Raw genomic sequence first — 24,282 nt, 5'->3', positions numbered from 1 at the left:
CGACGTATCTCCCTGGTTCTCGTTAGTTCCGGGTCTTGGTTCCGGGTCGAGCTACAACCGTTGTTGTGGGCAGGTGAACTGTCCACATGGCTATCCACAAATGTGGACAGTACCGTCGATAACCAGCCGCAACCTACCGGCAACGGCTCGCGATCCTCGTGTTGAAAACACCCGGTTCAAGTTGTCCGGGCCGCTAGTCGATCCGCCATCCTCGCTTGATTGTCGAGTGCCGTTTCCACGCTGAAACGGCGTGATAACTACACCGCCCGAAGCTAACAGTTTTCCGTACGGCTGCCAACCGTTGTTTTGCGTTGTGGTGGGTTCTTTGTGAGTGTGGCGGTCTCGGGTGTACGGATGGTGAGCAGCTTAGCGGGCAGGATGCCCTGAAGCGGTTGCCGGGTGGGCGAGGTTTGACCAGGCGAAGGCGCGTAAGTACCCTCGAACAGTCGCCCGAAAGTCGGCGATGCGGCTGCGACCTGGATTAGTCCAGGGACCGCGCCGGCCAGCAGCGAAAACCACCTCCGACTGTCCCGCGGGCCAATCGAGTTGGAAGGCAGTGAGTGGCCGGATGGTGATGTTGCCAGACATAGCGAGGAGACGCCCGTGACCAAGGGCAAAAGGACCTTCCAGCCGAACAACCGGCGGCGAGCTCGTGTTCACGGTTTCCGCTTACGGATGCGTACCCGCGCCGGGAGGTCAATTGTGTCCAGCCGGCGACGCAAGGGTCGGCGCACGCTCAGTGCTTGATTGCAACACCGGGCTTATTTGCGGTGCTTCGTGCACGCAACCGCATGAGGCGGTCAGCGGATTTTGAAACAACGGTGAAGCACGGGATGCGTACCGTGCGGTCTGACATGGTCGTTTATTGGTGGCGTGGGAGTGGCGGTGGGCCGCGCGTCGGACTGATTATCGCCAAGTCGGTGGGGTCGGCCGTGGAACGCCACCGCGTGGCACGTCGGCTGCGGCACGTGGCTGGGTCGATCGTCAAAGAACTCCACCCGTCCGATCATGTGGTGATCCGCGCGCTGCCGAGCAGCCGGCATGTCTCCTCGGCTCGGTTGGAGCAGCAACTGCGATGCGGCTTGCGGAGGGCTGTCGAACTGGCAGGTAGTGATCGGTGAGTCTGTCTAGGCAAAGCTGTGGGCGCGTGGTCCGGGTTACCGGTAGAGCATCAGCGCGGGGGTTGATTTTCGTTATCCAGGTCTATCGGCACATGCTTTCGCCGCTACGACCGGCGTCGTGCCGCTTTGTCCCTACCTGTAGTCAGTACGCCGTCGATGCGCTCACCGAGTATGGCCTGTTGCGGGGAAGCTGGTTGACCATGATCAGGCTCGCAAAGTGCGGACCATGGCATCGGGGAGGATGGGATCCGATACCGGAAGGCTTAACGACAGGCCGGAGCTGCCAGACAGACGTCGACGGCGCGAACGACGACTGGAACCCTGCGTCAAAGCGAGGGGAGCGTGAGTCTTTTGTTTGATTTCTTCAGTCTCGACTTCATCTACTACCCGGTGTCGTGGATCATGTGGGTTTGGTACCGGCTGTTCGCGTTTGTGCTAGGACCATCCAACTTCTTCGCCTGGGCGTTGTCGGTGATGTTCCTGGTCTTCACGCTGCGTGCGCTGCTGTACAAGCCGTTCGTGCGCCAGATTCGCACCACCAGGCAGATGCAGGAACTGCAACCACAGATCAAGGCCTTGCAAAAGAAATACGGCAAGGATCGTCAGCGGATGGCGCTCGAAATGCAAAAGCTGCAACGCGAGCACGGCTTCAACCCCATTCTCGGATGTTTGCCGATGCTGGCGCAGATTCCGGTGTTTCTTGGGCTCTATCATGTGTTGCGCTCGTTTAACCGTACGACCGGGGGCTTTGGTCAACCACACTTGTCGGTGATCGAGAACCGACTGACTGGGAACTACGTCTTTAGCCCGGTCGACGTCGGCCACTTCCTAGATGCCAACTTGTTCGGCGCTCCGATCGGGGCGTACATGACGCAACGGTCCGGGTTGGATGCGTTCGTCGATTTCAGTCGCCCTGCGTTGATCGCGGTGGGTGTGCCGGTGATGATCTTGGCCGGCATCGCGACGTACTTCAACAGTCGCGCGTCTATCGCGCGGCAGAGCGCCGAGGCGGCTGCGAATCCACAGACCGCGATGATGAACAAGCTGGCGCTGTACGTATTTCCGCTCGGCGTAGTCGTCGGCGGACCGTTCCTGCCACTGGCGATCATCTTGTATTGGTTCTCGAACAATATCTGGACGTTCGGGCAGCAGCATTACGTCTTCGGCATGATCGAAAAGGAGGAGGAGGCCAAAAAGCAGGAGGCGGTCCGGCGCCGGGCGGCCAACGCGCCGGCCCCGGGAGCTAAGCCCAAGCGGAGCCCGAAGACCGCTCCAGCGACCAATGCGGCAGCCCCAACAGAAGCCGGGGACACCGATGACGGGGCAGAGTCGGACGCCAGCACTGAGCGACCAGCCGACACGTCCAATCCGGCCAGACGCAACAGCGGCCCGAGCGCCCGTACGCCGCGGCCCGGGGTGCGACCGAAAAAACGCAAACGTTGACAATCCTTCCGGGCAGCCGGGCAGGCGGTCCCACAAACACAACCCGCCTGCAGACGAGGGGAGAGCAAGCCATGGCCGACGCTGACACCACCGACTTCGACGTCGACGCAGAAGCACCGGGTGGAGGCGTCCGGGAGGACACGGCGACGGATGCTGACGAGGCCGACGATCAAGAAGAGAGATTGGTCGCCGAGGGCGAGATTGCAGGCGACTACCTGGAAGAGTTATTGGACGTGTTGGACTTCGATGGCGACATCGACCTCGATGTCGAAGGCAATCGTGCGGTGGTGAGCATCGACGGCAGTGACGACCTGAACAAGTTGGTCGGGCGCGGGGGCGAGGTGCTCGACGCTCTGCAGGAACTCACCCGGTTGGCGGTGCATCAGAAGACCGGTGTGCGGAGCCGGTTGATGCTAGACATCGCGAGGTGGCGACGGCGGCGCCGGGAGGAATTGGCGGCGCTGGCCGACGAGGTGGCGCGGCGAGTGGCCGAAACCGGTGACCGCGAGGAACTCGTTCCAATGACGCCGTTCGAACGGAAGATCGTCCACGATGCGGTTGCAGCGGTGCCAGGTGTGCACAGCGAAAGCGAAGGCGTGGAGCCAGAACGCCGAGTCGTTGTGCTCCGCGACTAGCTCGCGAGCCAGCGGCTCCGACCGACGCCGCAGTAAGCGATGCGTGGCCGAGCGGCTGGGCCAGCGTCTCGAGAGCGGAGAATGTTTCACGTGAAACATGACACAGACCTCACGAGCCGGCGGAGTGCGTAATGTCTCCGATCGAGCCCGCGGCGTCTGCGATCTTCGGACCGCGGCTTGGCCTTGCTCGGCGGTACGCCGAAGCGTTGGCGGGACCCGGTGTGGAGCGGGGGCTGGTGGGACCCCGCGAAGTCGGTAGGCTATGGGACCGGCATCTACTGAACTGCGCCGTGATCGGTGAGCTCCTCGAACGCGGTGACCGGGTCGTGGATATCGGTAGCGGAGCCGGGTTGCCGGGCGTGCCATTGGCGATAGCGCGGCCGGACCTCCAGGTAGTTCTCCTAGAACCGCTACTGCGCCGCACCGAGTTTCTTCGAGAGATGGTGACAGATCTGGGCGTGGCCGTTGAGATCGTGCGGGGGCGCGCCGAGGAGTCCTGGGTGCAGGACCAATTGGGCGGCAGCGACGCTGCGGTGTCACGGGCGGTGGCCGCGTTGGACAAGTTGACGAAATGGAGCATGCCGTTGATACGGCCGAACGGGCGAATGCTCGCCATCAAAGGCGAGCGGGCTCACGACGAAGTACGGGAGCACCGGCGTGTGATGATCGCATCGGGCGCGGTTGATGTCAGGGTGGTGACATGTGGCGCGAACTATTTGCGTCCGCCCGCGACCGTGGTGTTCGCACGACGTGGAAAGCAGATCGCCCGAGGGTCGGCACGGATGGCGAGTGGAGGGACGGCGTGAGTGCTCCGTGGGGCCCGGTGGCCGCTGGACCGTCCGCGCTCGTAAGGTCGGGCCAGGCTTCAACTATCGAACCATTCCAGCGGGAAATGACACCACCGACACCGACGCCTGAGGCCGCGCACAATCCGACGATGAATGTTTCACGTGAAACATCGACAGAATTCGACACCCCCATCGGCGCTGCAGCAGAACGTGCGATGCGGGTCCTGCACACCACCCACGAGCCGCTGCAGCGGCCGGGTCGACGCCGGGTGCTCACCATCGCGAATCAGAAGGGCGGGGTCGGTAAGACGACCACCGCCGTCAATATCGCTGCCGCGCTTGCTGTGCAGGGCCTCAAGACACTCGTGATCGATCTCGATCCCCAGGGCAACGCGAGCACCGCATTGGGTATCACCGACCGGCAATCCGGCACACCCTCGTCCTACGAGATGCTTATCGGCGAGGTTTCGTTGCACACGGCGCTACGGCGCAGCCCGCACAGCGAGCGGCTGTTCTGCATCCCGGCGACGATCGATCTGGCCGGCGCCGAAATCGAATTGGTGAGCATGGTGGCGCGCGAGAACCGGTTGCGCACCGCCCTGGCCGCACTCGACAACTTCGACTTCGACTACGTTTTCGTCGATTGCCCGCCCTCGCTGGGGCTGCTGACCATCAACGCACTCGTCGCGGCACCGGAGGTGATGATCCCGATCCAATGCGAGTACTACGCGTTGGAGGGTGTGTCGCAGCTTATGCGCAACATCGAGATGGTGAAGGCCCACCTCAACCCCCAACTCGAGGTCACCACCGTGATCCTTACCATGTATGACGGCCGGACAAAGCTCGCCGATCAAGTAGCCGACGAGGTCCGTCAGTATTTCGGAAGCAAAGTGTTGCGGACGGTGATTCCACGCAGCGTCAAGGTTTCCGAAGCGCCGGGCTACAGCATGACCATCATCGATTACGATCCCGGTTCGCGCGGCGCGATGAGTTACCTCGACGCGAGCCGCGAACTTGCCGAGCGTGACCGACCACCATCCGCGAAGGGACGACCATGACCCAGCCGTCACGCAGAAAGGGTGGCCTCGGCCGTGGCCTGGCTGCGCTGATCCCGACTGGCCCGGCAGACGGAGAATCGGGGCCACCGACCTTGGGTCCCCGGATGGGATCTGCCACGGCAGATGTCGTAATCGGCGGACCGGTCCCGGACACTTCCGTGATGGGCGCCATCTATCGGGAAATCCCACCGAGCGCCATCGAGGCTAATCCCCGTCAGCCGCGTCAGGTGTTCGACGAAGAGGCACTGGCCGAGTTGGTGCACTCCATCCGCGAATTCGGTCTCCTGCAGCCGATCGTGGTGCGGTCATTGGCTGGATCCCAAACCGGCGTGCGCTACCAGATAGTGATGGGGGAGCGGCGCTGGCGGGCTGCCCAAGAGGCGGGCTTGGCCACCATCCCGGCCATCGTGCGTGAGACCGGCGACGATAATCTGCTGCGCGACGCCCTCCTGGAAAATATTCATCGAGTACAGCTGAATCCGTTAGAAGAAGCGGCGGCATACCAGCAATTGCTCGACGAATTCGGGGTCACCCACGATGAACTGGCGGCGCGCATCGGCCGCTCGCGGCCCTTGATCACCAACATGATCCGATTGCTCAAACTCCCCATCCCGGTACAGCGGCGAGTGGCCGCCGGCGTGCTGTCGGCCGGGCATGCTCGCGCCCTGCTGTCGCTCGAGGCCGGACCGGAGGCGCAAGAGGAGCTGGCGAGCCGGATCGTCGCGGAGGGCCTGTCGGTGCGAGCCACCGAGGAGACGGTCACGCTGGCCAATCACGAGGCCAATCGCCAAGCCCATCACAGCGACGCGACTACACCCGCGCCGCCGCGGCGTAAGCCGATTCAGATGCCTGGCCTCCAAGATGTTGCTGAGCGTCTATCGACCACCTTTGACACGCGGGTGACCGTCAGTCTGGGCAAACGCAAGGGTAAGATTGTGGTGGAGTTCGGCTCGGTCGATGATTTAGCGCGCATAGTCGGTTTGATGACCACTGATGGCCGAGATAAAGGCCTGCACAGGGACGCTCTGTAATTACGTCACTGTGACAACGCGCCGGTTCCGGCGCCTAAGCCAACCCGCTGCGGGGAGCGGGAATCAACGGAGACGCGGTGTGCGGCAAGCGGATTCGAGATTGGACGGGGCAATGGACCGGACAATTGTCACCGGCCGGACACGATGCGGTGCAAGTCGGCTGGAGTGGCATCGCGAATACTGGCCCGATAGCGATCGACTCTCTTATTCTAGAAGGGTTGCTGGTGCACATTGGCCCGCGGAGGTGTAGGGCCATCGGTTGCAATGCCGCACGGAGGCCAGGAGACTAGTGTCCGCTCGTATCACAGCGTTACGACTCGAAGCCTTCGAGCAGCTCCCCAAGCATGCGCGACGCTGCGTTTTCTGGGAGGTCGACCCCGCGATTCTCGGCAAAGACGACCACCTCGCCGACCCCGAATTCGAAAAGGAAGCCTGGTTGTCGATGGTGATGCTGGAGTGGGGTTCGTGCGGTCAGGTCGCAACGGCAGTCCCGGATGAGCGCAGCCACGCCGAACCACCCTGCCTCGGGTATGTGCTCTACGCTCCGCCCAGTGCGGTGCCGCGAGCCCAGCGGTTTCCTACCGCGCCGGTGTCGGCGGACGCGGTGCTGCTTACGTCGATGGGCATCGAGCGCGGGCAAGCAGATGACGACTTACCGCACAGTCTGATTGCCCGGGTGATTGAAGAGTTGGTTCGGCGCGGCGTCCGGGCGCTGGAAGCTTTCGGCCGGACACCAGCGGCCACCGATTTGCAAAACCCGGGCGCGGTAACACCTGATGTGCGGCCGGTGTTGGAGGCCCTCGGCGACTGCTGTGTCGAACACTGCATCATCGACGCGAACTTCTTGATGGACGTGGGTTTCGTCGTGGTGGCACCGCACCCGTACTTTCCGAGGCTACGCCTCGAACTGGACAAAGGGCTGGGGTGGAAAGCCGAAGTCGAGGCCGCTCTTGAACGCTTGCTGGAGAATGCTCGACTGCAAGAGCCGATAGCAGCGGGGTCGACGGCCGGCAACACGTCGTAAACCCCACGCGGCCACTGGGCTTAAGAACCGCCGAGTCTACCCGCTCGCTCGACAGACAGTTCGTGGGCCAGCAACTCGGCGAAAGTGAATGTGCCGGTGGGCCGATCGTTCTTGCCTAACAGATACAGCCGTTTGACCGCGGCGAGAATGCCTTCGGCGATGGCATCGCGCGTCTGCGTTGAGACCAGCATCCCACGATCGTGGGGGTTGGTGATGTAGCCGATATCGACCTGAACGGTCGGCATCCTGGTCAGCCGCAACAGATCCCACGTTCGACCATGCACACGGCAATCCCGTAAACCGGTGCGCGCCACCACTTCTCGTTGAATGAAATCGGCAAGATTGCGGCCGATGGTAGACACCGAGCCGTGCGAGTTGCCGAAGTGAAAGGAAGCCACGCCGTTGGCCGCGAGACTGGTCTGGGTCTCGCAGCGCAGGCTGATCATCAGGTCTGCGCCAACGGCGTTGGCGGTGGCGGCACGCTCTGCGTCGGACGGACTACGGTTGGTCGGACGGGACAGGTGGGTCTCCATACCGATAGCTGCCATCCGTCCTTCGAGCCGACTTGCCAAGTCCCACAACAAGTCTGCTTCGCTGATGGGCCCAGCCGGACCTTGCGCGATAAGTCCGTGGTCCACGCCGCCGCGACCGGGATCAATGATGATCCGTTTGCCAGACAGCTTCGGCCCCGAGCTGCGGACCAGCTCTTCTTCGCGAATCGCATGTGGCGAGCCACCGCTGACTCGCGAACTTAGAAAGTACAAGGAGCGCAACGTTTCTGGGCCGCAGATACCGTCTGCGGCAAGTCCGTACTCACGCTGATAGGACATCAACGCATTGTGGGTCTGCAACCCGAAATGACCGTCGACCAGCCCGGTGTAGAAACCAAGATCCTGCAGCCGGGCCTGCAGTGTAGCGACGTCGTCCCCGTAGAGCGGGGCGCCGAATTGGTGGTACAGCGTGCGGGCCCCGAGCCGGTAGGAGGCTTCTTTCAACGCGCGGTAGGTGGCCTCACCGACGATGCCGTCCACCAGCAGGCCGCGATGCTGTTGGAAGGCACGGACCGCCTGGTCGAGCTGCGCGTCGAACAACTCAAGGGCGACGTTACGGCCCGTCGTCAGGTCTTCTTCCTGATGATCCAGCATCCCTAACGCGGTCAGCGCAGCCCGGATCTCGGTGACGGCCGCACTGCGGTCGCCACAGCGCAGCGCATCGCCGTCTTCGCGGCGCGGACTCGGCATACCAAGGGCCCTCCGGGATTAGCTCACATCGTTGACAATGCGGACCAGCCAACCGGTATTGTCGCAGATCCTTGCCGATTTCGGGAAAACCCCAGGCTAACCGCGGGGGCTAGTTGAGGTTGGGAACCACGTCTGAGAGCTCGCGCAGCAACGCAGCCTTACCCTTGGCGCCAACGATTCGTTTCACCGGCTGGCCGTCCTTGAACAAGATCAGGGTAGGGATCGAGACGACCTGGAAGTTGCGGGCGGTCTCCGGGTTGGTGTCCACGTCGAGCTTGGCGACGGTGAGGTCTGTTGCGCGCTCGGTGGCGATTTCCTCGAGAACGGGCGCTACCATCTTGCAAGGTCCACACCATGTCGCCCAAAAGTCAACCAGCACAGGCTTGTTGCTGGATAGCACGTCGGTGGCAAAGGATGCGTCGGTAACTTTGATGGTGGCGGACTTCTCGGAATCGGTCATCGTTGTGCTCCTATCAATGCGTCGGTACTGTCAGCTTCTCCGGTTGCTGCGTGCTCGGCGAGCCAGCGCTCGGCGTCGATAGCCGCGGCGCAGCCACTGCCCGCTGCGGTAACCGCCTGGCGATAGGTGCGATCCACCAGGTCGCCGGCAGCGAACACGCCCGGCAGTGAGGTGCTGGTGGTACGCCCCTGCACCAACACGTAGCCGTCCGGGTCGACGTCGATGGCCTCGCGCACCAAGCCCGACCGCGGCTCGTGGCCGATCGCGACGAAAACACCGGTTACCGGCAGGGTGGTTTCGGCACCGGTGTTGGTGTCGCGTACCCGCAAGCCGGTCACTGTGGTGTCCCCGTCCACCGCGACCACGGTGTGGTTGGTGAGGAACCGTATCTTGTCGTTGTTGCGGGCGCGATCGAGCATGATTTTGGAAGCCCGGAACTCGTCGCGGCGATGCACCAGCGTCACACTGCGAGCGAATCGGGTCAGGAAGGTAGCTTCCTCCATTGCCGAGTCACCGCCGCCGATGACGGCGATGTCCTGATCGCGGAAGAAGAATCCGTCGCAGGTGGCGCACGAGCTCACCCCGCGCCCGAGCAATTCCTGTTCGCCGGGCACCTGCAGATAGCGTGCCGCTGCGCCCATTGCCAGGATCACGGCTCGGGCCCGGTGGGTCTGTCCGTCGGCGGTGACGACCGATTTCAGCGGCCCGTGAAGTGATACCGACTCGACGTCTTCCATACGCAGGTCCGCGCCGAATCGCAGCGCCTGTTCCCGCATCTCATCCATCAACTCTGGACCGGTGATGCCGTTGCGAAATCCCGGGTAGTTCTCCACGTCGGTGGTGGTCATCAGCGCGCCGCCGAAAGACGTGCCCTCGAAGACCAGCGGCGCCAGCTGGGCACGGGCGGCGTAGAGCGCCGCAGTGTACCCCGCGGGACCGGAGCCGATAACGATCACGTCGCGAACGGGGTGGTGTGCGCGGTCATGGACAGGCGGGGCGGTCATGCGAGCCTTTCGAGTGCGAGGGCAGATCTTGAGACAACGAACGCCAGCGTAGGCACTGCTGTTCCCGCAGGCGAGCGACAGCACCCAGACCCATCATGCGCGGGGGACCACGGTGCTAGCCAACAACCCGGTATCGGCGGCGCTGCAGTGCGGCGCGACCGCAAAAACGGCCAGTTTGTCGGGCGTGTCCGCGGGTATCACCAGCAGTACGGCGGGCCGAGCGTCGATATCGATCGGCTGCGCGCCCAGCACCGGCGTGGACGCCGGATAGCCGAGGCCGCTCAGGCAGGACGTACGCCGGGACGGATCGCCCAGCGGGCCTCCGGGTGGGCCATAGTCCGGGGTGTGGTGAAGCAGGTCGAGAACCTGCGGCCGAGACAGCGGAATCACCGGGGCAGGTTTTGACACCGTGATGTGCTGCGCGGTTGTCGGTGCACTCGGTGCGGGTGGCGGTGCATCGACCACGGCGCCGACACCGATCGCTGTGGCCACGGCGCACAATCCGGCCGCGCCGGCGATCATTCGGACGGGGTGGACGTGCGGACGGGCGGCGTGAGCGGCGCCGGGTGAGCTGTTCGGGCGCGCCGACCGTAAGGCCGCCGAAATGCTGTCGACGACCGCTGGGCGAGCAGCTGGCCCCCAAGCGGGGTCGGCACCCATCGCGGCGACATCGCGGCGTACCCGGTTCAACGCGCGCAGGATTTGCTGAGCCTGCGGGTCTGAGCGGACCCGGCTGCGGATGCGGGCGGCGGTTGCGTCGTCCAGCAGACCTGCTTGCAGGTCGGCCAGCAGCTCAACGGTCAGCGGCGGGTCCGCATCGGCGCTATGTTTGTCTGGATCCTTGTCGGCTGCACTCATCGGCCCCAGTGTCCGTCATGCCCGGTGGCAATAGCCAGATGTGGGGTAGCGGCGAGCCCGTGGATCGATGCTACGACGGACCGGCAACGGGGTCAGCGCCGGATGTTCACCCCGGTGTTGAGATAGCCCAGCAGCCGCGCTAGGCGGGCCCGCGCCCGGGCGCAGCGGCTCTTGACGGTGCCCTCGGCCACGCCCAGCATCCGGGCGGGTGTCGGCGATCGAATAGCCCTGCATGTCCACGGCGACCACCGCGGCCCGCTGCTCGACGGGCAGCCGCATCAGTGCCCGCTGCACCGCGATCGCGGTCTCGACCTGCGCGGTCCGGTCCGCGACCGGATAGACATCTTCTAGAGGGGCGGTCGGATGGGCTTTGGCCCGACGCAGCCGGTCCAGGCAAGCGTTGACCACGATGCGGTGCAACCAACTGCTGACGGCGGCATCGTACCGGAACGAGCCGGCGCCGCGGTGCGCTGACAGCATCGCGTCTTGCAGCGCATCGTCGGCGTCCTCGGAGGTCCGGCTGGTGAGCCGCGCGAGCCGGTGTAGCTGGCGGTGATGACGGCGGAACAACTGATCGAAGGCGTACCGGTCGCCGGCGACATGGGCGGCCAGCAGCTCGGCGTCGCTGCGCTCGTGACGGCCCCCGAAACCCACGGCCGGACAGTAACCAATCGGTGGCGGCATAGCACTTCACCCTGGCTGGCCGTGCCCGGCCCGGTCAGGACGCGGCGTAAATCGTGATCTCCGAGATGTCGGCTTGACTCTTTCCGTCGGTGGTTCCCAAGGTAGAGATCCACACCAGCAGATTCGAGGTGGGCGCGGCCGCCTCGACCGAGATGGTGTTGTGGCCGGGCCGCAGCGCGGTGGCCGAAGTCAACACGGCGGTATCCTCCAGCGTTGCCGGCGTCGGCGTGGATGCCGAGCGGATCTCCACCTTGGTGCCGGTGCTGGCCACGTCGATGGCGACGGTGCCGACCACCGTGGCCTGGGGCAGCTGCAACATCAAACCGACTCCGTTCTTGAAGCTAGGGAACGGGACGGGGTCGGTATAGATGTCGGTCTTCCAGGAAGTGGCCGGATTGCCGTCGATGGCCAAATCAGCCTCCCCGGGGTTGTCGGCGCCGCCGTCGGGGGAGAAGACCGTGACCTTGGTGGGTTTGACGACGCTGCCGGGCGGCGCCGAACTGGCCGCCGAGGTCGACGCGGTGGGTGCGTTGAGGCCCAGTTCGTCCTTGTTGAGGCCGCCGCTGACATCGCCGAATATCCGGCTCAACACCGAAGCCAAGACCAGCAGGGCCACCATGAGGACGGCAGCACCCGCGCCGATGCCGATCAGCAGGTTGCGACGGCGGCGGGTGTAGGTTTCGCTGTTGGGCGCGGATGTGCGCGGGGCCGCGGAGACCGGTGCTTCGTCGATCGGTCCCAGCACCTCGGTGCGATCGGCCACCGCGGTCGCCTGCTGCATTAGATTCAACAGCGTTGACGCGCTGCGTATCCCGCCGTCTCCTTGAACCGACCGGGCCGCCACCGCGGAAATCTGGAAGGGGATGTCACGGTCGATGTCGGCGGGTTCGATGGGCTGGCCAGCGGTGTCGCGCTCGGCGGGTGCCAACCCGCTGCGCACGCCGGCCTCCGGCAGCGGCCACCGGTTGACCAGCAGGGCGTACAGGGAGGCGCCGATGCCGCGGATGTCGTCTTGCGGGTTGGCGTCCGGCATGGTCGCCGGGTAGGCCAGCACGACGTCGCCGTCGATGCTCACGCGCACCCGGCTGGGATGGTCGATCGACAGCGCAACACCGGCGCGGTGGGCAGCATCTGCGGCCGCGGCCAGGGACTGCATCGCCCGGATGGCGCCAACCGGCGACGGTGAGGTGTCGGCGACTTCCTGTAACGAACCGCCGCGGATCCACTCCGCGACTACCAGACCACCGGCCCGGGTGTGCACGACGTCAAGCACTCGGGCGACACCGGGCTTGTCGATCCGGCTGAGCCGCAACGTACGGGACAAGGTCTCCTGGAGGACGTCGTCGGGCAGGACGCCCTGCGGGTCGACGAAGGTCAGCGCCACCTGGCGGTCCAGCGCTGTGTCAAGCGCCTGCCAGAACTGCAGGGGTGGTACACCCCCGTGGAAGATCAGCAGGCGGTAGCGGCCGTTAGCGATGCGGGCGCCGGGAACCAGCTGCACATCATCTGGGGGGGCCGACGATTCTCGGTCCGGTTCGCGGAGCGCGTCGAACGCAATCGGCCCACGGGCCGCATCGGCGGGCAGATCGCCGTTTTGCAGGTCGGATGGGTGCGGCCGGGAAACGGGGCCGGGGTCACGGCCGGCTGGCGCGTCGAGCTGAAGCTCGTCGGCGACGGGCCGCGGCAGCTCGGCACCCGACGCGGCACCAAACGAGGCGTTCTCCGATGGGCGGTCGATCACCTCCGGTCCTTTCGCTCTCCCGGCTCTGGCTACCTGCTCCGGAGGCCTGCGCCGGATCGGCTCGTGGACCACACTTTTCCCCCGCGGCGGGGCCAAACGCCTCCGCTCAGGGTACGTGACCGGTCCGGGGCGAGACGATTGATCCAAGACATTCTGGGTCTGAGGCCCGGTCTTCAAGCGCCGGCTCCTGATTCGGGCTCGCACGGCATCCAGCGCCGCCCGCGCCTCGGGCACCCGTGCGCAGAGGGTGACCGCAGCCAGAATTGGCAGCATGATGAGAGCCAGCACCGACAGCCGCAGCAGCGAACCGACGCTGCCCGCGTGGGCCGTCAGCTCGCTTAGCCCTAGTAACCGATCGGCCACGTGTGCCAGCAGTCCGGCAAGCAACGACGCGGCGACGGTCACCAGGACGGTTCGCGCCTCGCCGACGCCGATCAGCTGGCCGCCGTCGGGCCGCAGGGCCCGACGCAGTATGTAGTAGCCGACGATCGTGCCGGCGAGAAATCCGAGTCCGTTAGCCAGCCCGAGATAGGCCGCGACCAGCTGGGGATCACCGGTAATATGCGGCGCCAGCAGCGAGCCGAGGATCTTGACGCCGGTGATGACCACGATGATCGTGATTGGTGTCCACGGCTGCTCGCGGGCGTAGAACACGCGTAGCTGCAACAGCACTAACGCATAGGGGATCAACGTGAACGCCGACAATGCGATCGCCGCCCCCAGGTACCCGGCATCAACGTCGCCGAAGTTGCCGTATGCAAAAAGCGCGCTACCGATCGCCGGACCGCCGACCGTCATGAACGCCACCGTTGGGATCAGCGTGATCATGGTCAGCCTGGTGGCTAGCGACAGGTCGGCGAGCACGGCCGGGGTATCGTCGGCCGCGGCATTGCGGCTCAGCCGCGGCATCACCACGGTCAGCACCGTCACGCCGATCATGCCGAATGGCAACATCAGCACTAGCCAGGTGTAGTTGTAGATCGCGGGGCCGGAAGCCGCTGCCGTGCTGGCGATCCGGTTACCGACCACCAGGCCGAGCTGGCTGATCAGCACATAGAGCACCATCGCGGCGGCCATCGCGCCAAAGCGCTTGAGCCGCTGATCGATTCCCCACAGGGGGCGCAGGCTGATGTGCTCGCGCCGGATGGCCACCAGCAGCACCGCGGTCTGTGCAAACACGCCTGCGGTGGTGCCGATGCCGAGCACCAGCAGCTTGGCGTTGCCCATCCGAACCGGATCGACTGAAAGCTCGCCGGGGACCGCCAGATACACCGCTAGGGTCGCGATGGCGACGACATTGTTGACGACGGGCGCCCAGGCCGGCGGCCCGAACACATTGCGGGTGTTCAGGATCGCCATGAATACCGACGAGAGGCCGTAGACGAGGACTTGCGGTAGCAGCAGGTAAGCGAACGCCGTGGTCAGCGGCTCGTTAACCTGTGGGTTTGTGCCCAGCATCAACCGCACAAGCAGTGGCGCGGCCAGCACCGACAGCGTGGTGGCGCCCAGCAGCAGGGTGGTTGCCAACGTGACCAAACGGCGCACGAACGCCGCGCCGCCGTCCGGGTCGTCCTGCTCGGCGCGGGCCAGCACCGGTACGAAGATGGCGGTGAAGGTGGCCTCCAGCACGAGTGCGGCGACCAGGTTCGGCAGCTGGTTGGCCACCGAGAACGAGCTGGCCAGCGCCGCACCTAAGATCGCGGCCAGCAGCACGATCCGGGCAAAGCCGGTGATCCGGCTGATCAGCGTCGCGAATGCCATTGCCCAGGAGTGCGATACCAGCGCCGCGTCGGACAGCTCGGGCTGCCTCTGCGATGCCGTGGGCACCTCTCCAGGGGAGGGTCTCATACCCGGTGCTTTTCGTCATCCCGACTGGCTACGGCACGGCGCTGCGGGGCGTGTTTGCCGGTAGGCAGGTCGGGGCGATCCAGGTCGGCGCGATCAGGCTGGCCACGGAACCGGTGCCAAAGGCGCCGGCCCGCCAGCGTTACCAGCACGGCCGCAGCGGATAGCGTGATCGCGAACAACACCTTGCCGTAGGCGTTGGAGTGCACCGACAACCGCACCGGTTCACCCAGCGCGACGCCGTCGGGGGTCCGCAGCGACACGTCGACGGCAACCCGCTGTGTGAAGTTCACCTCGATTGGTACTCGTAGCGGCAGGTACCCGGGCGGTAGCTCGATCTGACCGACATCGGCCACCGTCATCCCGGGCGGAGCATCGACCTGTAGCCGGACCCGGATTGGCACGGCGAGGCCATTATGCAGCGCCAACGGCAGCGGACTGTGCTCGGTGGCCAGAGTGTAGGAGCCGCCCGGGTTGACGATGGTCACCGCGCCGAAAAGATCGTCGATCGTCTTTCCAACGACGGCCAGCCGCTGCTGGGCCAGCCCGTTGCGGGTATCGGGTGGTAGCGATTGGCTCAGCGCGCGCAACATGTCCTCGCGTAGTGGTGCGGTGTACTGCACGCCGGTCAGCCCGGTGCGGTCATCGATGGTCAACGCCGAGGTCAGCTTCCATAGCCGGGCAACCTGCCCGCCGATCTGCGTGGTGATGTCGTCATTGAACCGGCCGCGAGCGGCGCTGTAAGCGCCCGGGGGTTCCGGTGGCTCGGTGCGGGCCGCGGCGTCAGCGATCACCGCCGGTAGTGGTCGCGGCACGGCCAGGCCAGACCGGATGGCGGTGGCCAGCGCGGTCAGGATGACCTGCGCGTCGTCGCTGGCCAGGCTCCACGACGCCGGCGGCACCAGGATTTGGGTACGGGGCGCGGCATTCGGCTCCAAGCTGCGCCACAGCATTGCGCCCAAGGCGTCCTGGCGGCGCGCGGTGATCGATTCATGCGCGATCCGAACGAACAACGAGGGATCTAGATAGGTAGGAACGGTCGGGTTTGTTCCCGCGGCGGCCAGCGCGGCCCCGACCGCGGGATCAAACGGCGCCGCTACCACCCGCGGGGACAACCGCCGGGGCGCGGTAGCGGGTAAGAGCGCGGAGCCGATCTGGGACGAACCCTGCTGTTCCTCGGGGCTAAAATCGGCGGCCGCGACGGCAACCGTGTTGCCGTGGGTGCTGAGCAAGTTGATCGCCCGGCCGGTCAACGGGCCGTCGGGCAGCACGGTTGCGCCGCGGGTGGAGCTGACATCCAGGATGCGGTCGACGATGTCGGCGGGGCTGATGGTTGCGATCGCGCTCAGCCTCGGATCATTAACCCGCTGCAAAGCATCCAGGTCGGCTTGGGCAAAAGGCAGCGGCGTCACGCATGTCCGGTGGACTAGCGTCCGCAATCGATCCAGCCAGCTGGATGCGGCGGCCTGGCCGGTGCCCGGGTGGGTCGGGGTGCCCGGTAGTTGAGCGGCCCCGTCGGGCGAGTCGGACACGACGTAGCCGCCGGTCATCGCATTGACGGTGATGAGTAGATCTGGGTCGATGGCCAGGCACAGCGCTCGGCCGACGGCGCCGTCGGGGTCGACTTCCCGGTTGGTGGCGAACTCGGCCGCCGACAGGAGGATGTCCAGCCGGCCGCCGTTGGCCAGCGAGTTTGCCAGGTCGTCGTCGACCAGCCGGACGGGAACGGTGCCACCGGGTGCCCCGGGGGCCAACCGGGGCCGGTCGGCCAGCGGCCACAGCATGGTGATCCAGACCGGCGCCGTCGTTTCTGGTGCAACAGCGGAGCCGAAGTCGGTGGCCTGGTCGGGTGGCACTCCGACCACGGGCAACAGGAACCGCGCATTGTCGAGCCGCGCAGGCGCACCGTAGTCGGGTGTCCCATTGACGTTGACCAGGACCGGGTAGATCCCGGGCTGGTTGACGGCCAACGACGGCCTGGTCAGCGAGCGCAGCGGGGCCGAGAGGGTAAAGCCGGCCTCTTGCCCGCGGTCTAGTTCGGGGGCGACCGTGAGGAAGTCCGCGGCCGGCTGGTACTGGTCGGTGCCGCCGTCGAGCGAGGTGCGTAACGCCGTTGACGACGTGACCGCGGCGGCGTGCTCAAGCCGGACCATCACATCGCGGACTGGGCGGTCACCGGTATTGGTCACCGTTCCGCTGACGGTGACATGGGGTTCGCTGGAAGTGGTCACCACGTCCGGGGTCACCTGATCGATGCGGACCTGGACAAAAGGCGTCGGGCTGGGCTCGCCTGCGAGCGCGTGCGGTGCCGCCGACGGTACCGTGAGCGCCATCCCGAGGCCGGCCACGACGCCGATCGCTGAGGTGACGCGCGCCAAAGCGGCCCAGCCGAGTTGCAGTGCGGTCACGGCCCCGGCCCGGGACCGTTGTGCTGACCCGGTGCTGAGTCATCGGCATGACGAGCGCGTGAATGCGTTTGCGGCCGTCGACGAGGCGAGCTGGGTGGTAGCGGCGGAAGCGCGGCGGGGCCGTCGCTCTGCAGCTTGTCGATCAGTTCGTCGGCCACCTCGGCTAGTCGACGTTCGTCGGCGTAGGCCAGTCGAGACGGCAGTTCCCGGATCGGCACCCAGGCTACCTCGGCTACCTCGAGGTCTTCGTCGGACAGCTCTCCGCCTAAAAACCGCATCAAATAATGGTGGACGGTCTTGTGCACCCGCCGGCCGTCGGTGACGAACCAGTAGTCGATGCGCCCCAGCGCGGCGAGCACACTGCCGCGGATGCCGGTCTCCTCGGCGACCTCGCGGATGGCGGTCTGCTCGGCGGTCTCGCCCAACTCGATGTGCCCCTTGGGTAGCGACCACAGCAGCCGGCCGCGCCGGTCGACGCGGCCGATCAGAGCCGCGACCTGCGCGTCTCGTGGACCGTCGATACCGTCAATGACCAACCCTCCAGCCGATGTTTCGTGCACGGTGCGCATCCGAGTCGACCCGCGACGAGGTGAGCGGGACCGGGACCGCTTCGCCGTTGCCGGGGTCGGGGTGGCGTCGCCGGCCGGTTGGGCGTCCATGTGATTCTCGGCTGTAGCCGCAGCGCGCCGCCCGCGGCGCCGCCCCCGGCGTCGACGTGATTTGGCTTGTTCGCCGTCGGACACCCCAGCGATAGTAGCTGGTACGGGCGGGTGTTCCCGATGTACTCGCCGTCTGAGCGCCCATCGTCGGCCAGGACTTATTCGTTGGGCGAGGGAGCGGGGCGGTGCAGGCGACCCGCGCTGACCAATTGAGTCGCGCCAGTCACATCTATCACAGAAGTCGCTGTGTCGGGGGCGCACGATTTGCCCACCTTCGAGCGACAAGACGCGACCGCACCCAAGGATTCTTAATATTGTCGCCGGCTGTTTGTCGCGCGGAGATGGGCACGACGATACCTCGTCCCGACACCGGCCAATGCGACGGGTGCGGCAACGAGGGTTGCCGGTTCCTCCACCGACCGTCCCGGCCCACTTCGACTGCCATTAGGCTGATCGAACGTGCCGGAAGCCGTCCAGGAAGCCGATCTGCTAACCGCCGCTGCGGTTGCCTTGAACAGGCATGCTGCCTTATTGCGGGAACTCGGGTCGGTGTTCGCCGCCGCGGGACACGAGTTGTATCTGGTCGGCGGTTCGGTGCGAGATGCACTGTTGGGCCGGTTGAGCCCCGACCTGGACTTCACCACCGACGCCCGTCCCGAGCGGGTGCAGGAGATCGTGCGGCCGTGGGCCGATGCGGTGTGGGATACCGGAATCGAATTCGGCACCGTCGGCGTGGGTAAGAGCGACCACCGCATGGAGATCACCACATTCCGTGCCGACAGCTACGACCGGGTTTCGCGTCATCCAGAGGTACGTTTCGGCGATTGCCTCGAGGGCGATCTGGTCCGCCGCGACTTCACCACGAACGCAATGGCTGTGCGCGTCACCGCCACTGGGCCGGGCGAATTCCTGGATCCGCTTGGTGGCTTGGCGGCGCTGCGGGCCAAGGTGTTAGACACCCCGGCGGCGCCGTCGGGGTCCTTTGGCGACGATCCGTTGCGGATGCTGCGCGCCGCGCGGTTCGTCTCGCAACTTGGATTCGCGGTGGCGCCGCGGGTGCGCGCGGCGATCGAAGAGATGGCGCCGCAGTTGGCCCGAATCAGCGCCGAACGGGTGGCCGCCGAGCTGGACAAGCTGCTGGTCGGTGAGGATCCGGCCGCGGGTATCGACCTGATGGTGCAGAGCGGTATGGGTGCTGTGGTCTTGCCTGAAATCGGTGGGATGCGGATGGCGATCGACGAACATCACCAGCACAAGGACGTCTATCAGCATTCCTTGACCGTGCTGCGGCAGGCGATCGCGCTGGAGGACGACGGCCCGGATCTGGTGTTGCGCTGGGCGGCGCTGCTGCACGACATCGGCAAGCCCGCCACCCGCCGTCACGAACCCGACGGTGGGGTGAGCTTCCATCACCACGAAGTGGTCGGCGCCAAGATGGTGCGCAAGCGGATGCGGGCGCTGAAGTATTCCAAGCAGATGATCGACGACATCTCGCAGCTGGTCTACCTGCATCTGCGGTTTCACGGCTACGGCGATGGGAAATGGACCGACTCTGCGGTGCGCCGCTATGTCACCGACGCCGGGGCCCTACTGCCACGGCTGCACAAGCTGGTGCGCGCCGACTGCACGACCCGCAACAAGCGCCGGGCCGCGCGGTTGCAGGCCAGTTACGACCGGCTGGAAGAGCGGATCGCGGAGCTGGCCGCCCAGGAGGATCTGGATCGGGTGCGCCCCGACCTGGACGGCAACCAGATCATGGCGGTGCTCGACATTCCGGCGGGCCCGCAAGTCGGCGAGGCGTGGCGCTACTTGAAGGAGCTGCGGCTAGAGCGCGGCCCGTTGTCCACCGAGGAGGCGACAACCGAGCTGCTGTCCTGGTGGAAATCACGGGGGAACCGCTAGCTTGGGAGTCGCGTCAGAACGGTTGTGGAGTACTGCATAGCCGGCGACGACGGCAGCGCCGGGATCTGGAACCGCCCGTTCGACGTCGACCTCGACGGTGACGGCCGGCTGGACGCGATTGGCCTGGATCTCGACGGCGACGGTCTGCGCGATGACGCGCTGGCCGACTTCGACGGCGACGACGTTGCCGACCACGCCGTATTCGACGTCGACAACGACGGCACCCCGGAAAGCTACTTCATCGACGACGGATCGGGGACCTGGGCGGTCGCCGTCGACCGCGGCGGACAACTGCGCTGGTATGGGCTCGACGGCGTCGAGCACACCGGTGGTCCACTGGTTGACTTCGACGGGTTCGGTGGTTTAGACGACCGGCTACTCGATACCGACGGTGACGGGCTGGCCGATCGGGTGCTGTGTGCTGGTGAGCAGCGTGTGACCGGATACGTCGACACCGATGGCGACGGCCGCTGGGACGTACGGCTGACCGACACCGACGGCGACGGCACCGCCGACGGCGCCAGCAGCCTTTAGGGCTGCGGCGGGTGCGCCCGGGCGGCTGAATTGTGGCGGTGCCTGGGCATTGTTAGGTTGCGGCCATGGGTGCCGACGACACGCTGCGCGTAGAGCCTGCGGTGATGCAGGGTTTCGCCGCGTCGTTGGATGGAGCGGCCGAGCATCTCGCGGTTCAACTGGCCGAGCTGGACGCTCAGGTCGGGCAGATGTTGGGCGGGTGGCGCGGGGCGTCGGGCAGTGCGTATGGCTCGGCGTGGGAGCTATGGCATCGCGGGGCCGGTGAGGTGCAGCTGGGATTGTCGATGCTGGCGGCGGCGATAGCTCACGCCGGTGCGGGTTATCAACACAACGAGACCGCGTCGGCGCAGGTGCTTCGTGAGGTGGGCGGTGGCTGAGCCGTTTCGGGTGGATCCGACCGTGTTGGCTGATGCGGTGGCGCGGATGGCCGAATTCGGTCGCCACGTCGAGGAGCTGGTCGCCGAGATTGAGTCCTTGGTTACCCGGCTGCATGTGACGTGGACGGGGGAGGGCGCGGCGGCTCATGCTGAGGCGCAACGACATTGGGCTGCCGGTGAGGCGATGATGCGCCAGGCGTTGGCCCAGCTCACGGCCGCGGGGCAGAGCGCGCACGCCAACTACACCGGCGCGATGGCCACGAATTTGGGTATGTGGTCGTGAGCTGATGGCGCCGTTGGCGGTCGATCCCGCGGCCCTTGATAGCGCGGGCGGCGCGGTGGTGGCTGCGGGTGCGGGTTTGGGTGCGGTGATCTCGTCGCTGACCGCGGCGCTGGCCGGGTGTGCGGGGATGGCCGGTGATGATCCGGCTGGGGCGGTGTTCGGGCGCTCCTATGACGGTTCGGCGGCCGCGCTGGTGCAGGCGATGTCGGTGGCGCGCAACGGATTGTGCAACCTCGGCGATGGGGTGCGCATGAGCGCGCACAACTACTCGTTGGCCGAGGCGATGTCGGATGTCGCTGGGCGGGCGGCGCCGTTGCCGGCGCCGCCGCCGAGCGGCTGTGTCGGCGTGGGTGCGCCGCCGTCGGCGGTCGGTGGCGGCGGTGGCGCCCCGAAGGGCTGGGGGTGGGTGGCCCCGTATATCGGGATGATCTGGCCGAACGGGGATTCGACAAAGCTACGTGCGGCGGCTGTGGCGTGGCGCAGCGCGGGCACGCAGTTCGCGCTGACTGAGATTCAGTCGACGGCGGGGCCGATGGGCGTTATTCGCGCCCAGCAGCTCCCGGAGGCGGGGCTGATCGAGTCGGCGTTTGCTGACGCGTACGCCAGCACCACCGCTGTCGTGGGCCAATGCCACCAGCTGGCGGCCCAGCTAGACGCCTATGCCGCCCGCATCGACGCGGTGCATGCGGCGGTCCTGGATTTGTTGGCCCGCATCTGCGATCCGCTGACCGGGATCAAAGAGGTGTGGGAGTTTCTGACCGACCAGGACGAAGACGAGATCCAGCGCATCGCCCATGACATCGCGGTGGTGGTCGACCAGTTCAGCGGGGAAGTGGACGCGTTGGCTGCGGAGATCACCGCGGTGGTGTCGCACGCCGAGGCGGTGATCACCGCGATGGCAGACCACGCAGGCAAACAATGGGATCGGTTCTTGCACAGCAACCCGGTGGGTGTGGTCATCGATGGCACCGGGCAGCAGCTCAAAGGCTTCGGCGAGGAGGCCTTCGGGATGGCCAAGGACTCCTGGGACCTAGGGCCACTGCGCGCCTCGATAGACCCGTTCGGGTGGTATCGCTCCTGGGAGGAGATGCTGACTGGGATGGCGCCGCTGGCGGGCCTGGGCGGCGAGAACGCTCCCGGCGTTGTGGAGTCGTGGAAGCAGTTCGGCAAAAGCCTCATCCATTGGGATGAGTGGACGACCAACCCTAATGAGGCGCTAGGCAAGACCGTATTCGACGCCGCGACGCTAGCTTTGCCGGGCGGGCCGCTGTCGAAACTTGGCAGCAAGGGCCGCGACATTCTCGCGGGCGTGCGAGGCCTCAAGGAGCGGCTTGAGCCGACGACACCGCACCTTGAGCCCCCAGCAACGCCGCCGCGGCCAGGACCGCAACCACCACGGATCGAACCACCAGAATCGGGCCACCCGGCACCCGCGCCCGCGGCGAAACCGGCGCCCGTGCCCGCCAACGGTCCACTGCCGCACAGCCCCACCGAATCCAAACCGCCGCCCGTCGACAGACCGGCTGAACCGGTGGCGCCGTCGTCGGCGTCGGCAGGCCAGCCCCGGGTATCCGCAGCCACCACGCCCGGCACACATGTGCCGCATGGCCTGCCGCAACCGGGTGAACATGTCCCGGCGCAAGCACCACCGGCGACGACGTTGCTTGGCGGACCTCCTGTCGAGTCAGCGCCCGCTACCGCGCACCAACCCCAGTGGGCGACCACACCAGCAGCACCCGCGGCGGCGCCGCATTCCACGCCCGGAGGCGTTCACTCAACCGAATCGGGGCCTCACGGCCGATCACTGAGCGCACACGGATCCGAGCCGACCCACGACGGTGCGTCTCACGGGTCAGGCCACGGTAGCGGTAGCGAGCCACCTGGGCTGCATGCGCCGCATCGCGAGCAGCAGCTTGCAATGCATTCGAACGAACCAGCTGGAGAGGGTTGGCATCGGTTATCCGACGAAGCGGTTGACCCGCAGTATGGCGAGCCATTATCGCGCCACTGGGACTTTACAGACAATCCGGCCGATCGCAGTCGGATAAACCCGGTTGTGGCCCAGCTCATGGAGGACCCCAACGCCCCATTCGGCCGCGATCCTCAGGGACAGCCCTATACCCAAGAACGGTATCAAGAGCGATTTAATAGTGTAGGCCCATGGGGCCAGCAGTACTCTAATTTTCCGCCTAACAATGGTGCGGTTCCAGGGACAAGGATCGCCTACACTAATCTCGAAAAATTTCTTAGTGACTACGGCCCCCAGCTAGATCGTATAGGCGGCGATCAGGGCAAGTACCTGGCGATCATGGAACATGGGCGCCCGGCATCATGGGAACAACGTGCCCTGCACGTGACGTCGTTACGCGACCCCTACCACGCGTATACCATTGATTGGTTGCCTGAGGGATGGTTCATCGAAGTATCTGAGGTCGCGCCGGGGTGCGGCCAGCCGGGCGGATCCATCCAAGTGCGGATATTCGATCATCAGAACGAGATGCGCAAAGTGGAAGAGTTAATAAGGCGCGGGGTGTTGCGACAGTGACAATAGGTGTGGACCTGTCAACGGATTTGCAGGACTGGATCCGCTTATCTGGCATGAACATGATCCAAGGGTCGGAAACGAATGACGGCCGGACTATCCTTTGGAACAAGGGCGGTGAAGTCCGCTACTTTATCGACCGGCTCGCCGGATGGTATGTTATTACGTCATCCGATCGCATGAGCCGGGAAGGCTATGAATTCGCCGCTGCATCAATGTCCGTGATCGAAAAATATCTTTACGGGTATTTCGGAGGCTCCGTCCGAAGCGAGCGTGAACTGCCGGCGATCCGGGCACCTTTTCAGCCCGAAGAGCTGATGCCGGAATATAGCATCGGGACGATGACGTTTGCCGGTCGGCAACGGGATACCCTTATCGATTCCAGTGGAACGGTTGTTGCAATTACCGCGGCTGATCGACTGGTTGAATTGTCACATTACCTAGACGTATCTGTCAACGTGATAAAGGATTCTTTCCTGGATAGCGAAGGTAAGCCCTTATTCACCCTTTGGAAGGACTATAAGGGTTAGGTTGACGTTTCTCGTGCGATGCCATTGTCGCGACAATCCGCATACTAAAACAGTAGATAAGATAGTGATGCTCATCGATTTCAGCCGGGCGGTCAGCAGCGCTTACCGGCGATG

General features: G+C 65.4%; 23 protein-coding genes. 15 read left to right on the top strand and 8 right to left on the bottom strand.

Annotated features, from left to right (window positions below):
* The first annotated feature begins 603 nt into the window (after window positions 1-603).
* From rpmH to Rv3916c, 9 genes are all read left to right on the top strand, one after another.
* Window positions 604-747, top strand: a complete 144-nt coding sequence (gene rpmH / locus Rv3924c) for a 50S ribosomal protein L34 (protein ID NP_218441.1) — start codon at window positions 604-606, stop codon at window positions 745-747.
* Window positions 744-1,121 carry a ribonuclease P protein component gene (gene rnpA, locus Rv3923c; RefSeq protein ID NP_218440.3) on the top strand — a complete coding sequence of 126 codons (378 nt, stop codon included), beginning with the start codon at window positions 744-746 and terminating at the stop codon, window positions 1,119-1,121. The genes rpmH and rnpA overlap by 4 nt, the downstream gene beginning before the upstream one ends.
* Entirely contained in the window at window positions 1,118-1,480 is a 363-nt protein-coding gene (locus Rv3922c) for a membrane protein insertion efficiency factor (RefSeq protein NP_218439.1), read from the top strand. The genes rnpA and Rv3922c overlap by 4 nt, the downstream gene beginning before the upstream one ends.
* Window positions 1,464-2,564 (top strand): membrane protein insertase YidC, encoded by a 1,101-nt coding sequence (locus Rv3921c; protein ID NP_218438.1) that lies wholly within the window; start codon window positions 1,464-1,466, stop codon window positions 2,562-2,564. The genes Rv3922c and Rv3921c overlap by 17 nt, the downstream gene beginning before the upstream one ends.
* Before the next feature lie 71 nt (window positions 2,565-2,635).
* A complete protein-coding gene (locus tag Rv3920c; RefSeq protein ID NP_218437.1) occupies window positions 2,636-3,199 on the top strand; it encodes a hypothetical protein in 564 nt (187 codons plus the stop codon).
* 131 nt (window positions 3,200-3,330) lie between these two features.
* A complete protein-coding gene (gene gid, locus Rv3919c) occupies window positions 3,331-4,005 on the top strand; it encodes a 16S rRNA (guanine(527)-N(7))-methyltransferase RsmG (RefSeq protein ID NP_218436.2) in 675 nt (224 codons plus the stop codon).
* On the top strand, window positions 4,002-5,045 hold the full coding sequence (gene parA, locus Rv3918c; RefSeq protein ID NP_218434.2) for a chromosome partitioning protein ParA: 1,044 nt from the start codon (window positions 4,002-4,004) through the stop codon (window positions 5,043-5,045). Before gid ends, parA begins: the two co-directional genes overlap by 4 nt.
* Window positions 5,042-6,076, top strand: coding sequence for a chromosome partitioning protein ParB (gene parB, locus Rv3917c; protein ID NP_218435.2), 1,035 nt, complete (start codon window positions 5,042-5,044; stop codon window positions 6,074-6,076). Before parA ends, parB begins: the two co-directional genes overlap by 4 nt.
* Window positions 6,077-6,365: 289 nt before the next feature.
* A complete protein-coding gene (locus Rv3916c) occupies window positions 6,366-7,100 on the top strand; it encodes a hypothetical protein (protein NP_218433.1) in 735 nt (244 codons plus the stop codon).
* Window positions 7,101-7,120: 20 nt separating this feature from the next.
* Here Rv3916c and Rv3915 read toward each other — a convergent pair whose 3' ends face one another.
* From Rv3915 to mutT4, 8 genes are all read right to left on the bottom strand, one after another.
* Window positions 7,121-8,341, bottom strand: a complete 1,221-nt coding sequence (locus tag Rv3915) for a peptidoglycan hydrolase (RefSeq protein ID YP_178027.1) — start codon at window positions 8,339-8,341, stop codon at window positions 7,121-7,123.
* 109 nt (window positions 8,342-8,450) lie between these two features.
* Window positions 8,451-8,801, bottom strand: a complete 351-nt coding sequence (gene trxC / locus Rv3914; RefSeq protein ID NP_218431.1) for a thioredoxin TrxC — start codon at window positions 8,799-8,801, stop codon at window positions 8,451-8,453.
* Window positions 8,798-9,805: a thioredoxin reductase gene (gene trxB2 / locus Rv3913; protein NP_218430.1), complete on the bottom strand. Its 1,008-nt coding sequence runs from the start codon at window positions 9,803-9,805 to the stop codon at window positions 8,798-8,800. The genes trxC and trxB2 overlap by 4 nt, the downstream gene beginning before the upstream one ends.
* 93 nt (window positions 9,806-9,898) lie before the next feature.
* Window positions 9,899-10,663, bottom strand: a complete 765-nt coding sequence (locus Rv3912; RefSeq protein ID NP_218429.1) for an anti-sigma-M factor RsmA — start codon at window positions 10,661-10,663, stop codon at window positions 9,899-9,901.
* Window positions 10,664-10,678: 15 nt separating this feature from the next.
* Window positions 10,679-11,347: an ECF RNA polymerase sigma factor SigM gene (gene sigM, locus Rv3911; RefSeq protein NP_218428.1), complete on the bottom strand. Its 669-nt coding sequence runs from the start codon at window positions 11,345-11,347 to the stop codon at window positions 10,679-10,681.
* Window positions 11,348-11,381: 34 nt separating this feature from the next.
* On the bottom strand, window positions 11,382-14,936 hold the full coding sequence (locus tag Rv3910; RefSeq protein ID NP_218427.1) for a peptidoglycan biosynthesis protein: 3,555 nt from the start codon (window positions 14,934-14,936) through the stop codon (window positions 11,382-11,384).
* Window positions 14,933-17,341 (bottom strand): hypothetical protein, encoded by a 2,409-nt coding sequence (locus tag Rv3909; RefSeq protein ID NP_218426.1) that lies wholly within the window; start codon window positions 17,339-17,341, stop codon window positions 14,933-14,935. The genes Rv3910 and Rv3909 overlap by 4 nt, the downstream gene beginning before the upstream one ends.
* Complete coding sequence (mutT4, locus tag Rv3908) at window positions 17,338-18,084, bottom strand: mutator protein MutT (protein ID NP_218425.1); 747 nt, start codon at window positions 18,082-18,084, stop codon at window positions 17,338-17,340. Before mutT4 ends, Rv3909 begins: the two co-directional genes overlap by 4 nt.
* Before the next feature lie 375 nt (window positions 18,085-18,459).
* Here mutT4 and pcnA point away from each other — a divergent pair, with 375 nt between their 5' ends.
* From pcnA to Rv3902c, 6 genes are all read left to right on the top strand, one after another.
* Window positions 18,460-19,902, top strand: coding sequence for a poly(A) polymerase PcnA (pcnA, locus tag Rv3907c; RefSeq protein ID YP_178026.1), 1,443 nt, complete (start codon window positions 18,460-18,462; stop codon window positions 19,900-19,902).
* 24 nt (window positions 19,903-19,926) lie between these two features.
* A complete protein-coding gene (locus tag Rv3906c; RefSeq protein NP_218423.1) occupies window positions 19,927-20,436 on the top strand; it encodes a hypothetical protein in 510 nt (169 codons plus the stop codon).
* A 65-nt stretch (window positions 20,437-20,501) separates the two neighbouring features.
* A complete protein-coding gene (gene esxF, locus Rv3905c; protein NP_218422.1) occupies window positions 20,502-20,813 on the top strand; it encodes an ESAT-6 like protein EsxF in 312 nt (103 codons plus the stop codon).
* Between the two features lie 10 nt (window positions 20,814-20,823).
* Window positions 20,824-21,096 carry an ESAT-6 like protein EsxE gene (gene esxE / locus Rv3904c; protein ID NP_218421.1) on the top strand — a complete coding sequence of 91 codons (273 nt, stop codon included), beginning with the start codon at window positions 20,824-20,826 and terminating at the stop codon, window positions 21,094-21,096.
* A gap of 4 nt (window positions 21,097-21,100) precedes the next feature.
* Window positions 21,101-23,641, top strand: a complete 2,541-nt coding sequence (locus Rv3903c; protein ID NP_218420.1) for a hypothetical protein — start codon at window positions 21,101-21,103, stop codon at window positions 23,639-23,641.
* Window positions 23,638-24,168, top strand: a complete 531-nt coding sequence (locus Rv3902c; protein NP_218419.1) for a hypothetical protein — start codon at window positions 23,638-23,640, stop codon at window positions 24,166-24,168. The genes Rv3903c and Rv3902c overlap by 4 nt, the downstream gene beginning before the upstream one ends.
* Window positions 24,169-24,282 lie beyond the last annotated feature (114 nt).

Source organism: Mycobacterium tuberculosis H37Rv, from assembly GCF_000195955.2.
GTDB lineage: Bacteria > Actinomycetota > Actinomycetes > Mycobacteriales > Mycobacteriaceae > Mycobacterium > Mycobacterium tuberculosis.
This window is presented reverse-complemented; position numbering and strand designations above follow the sequence as displayed.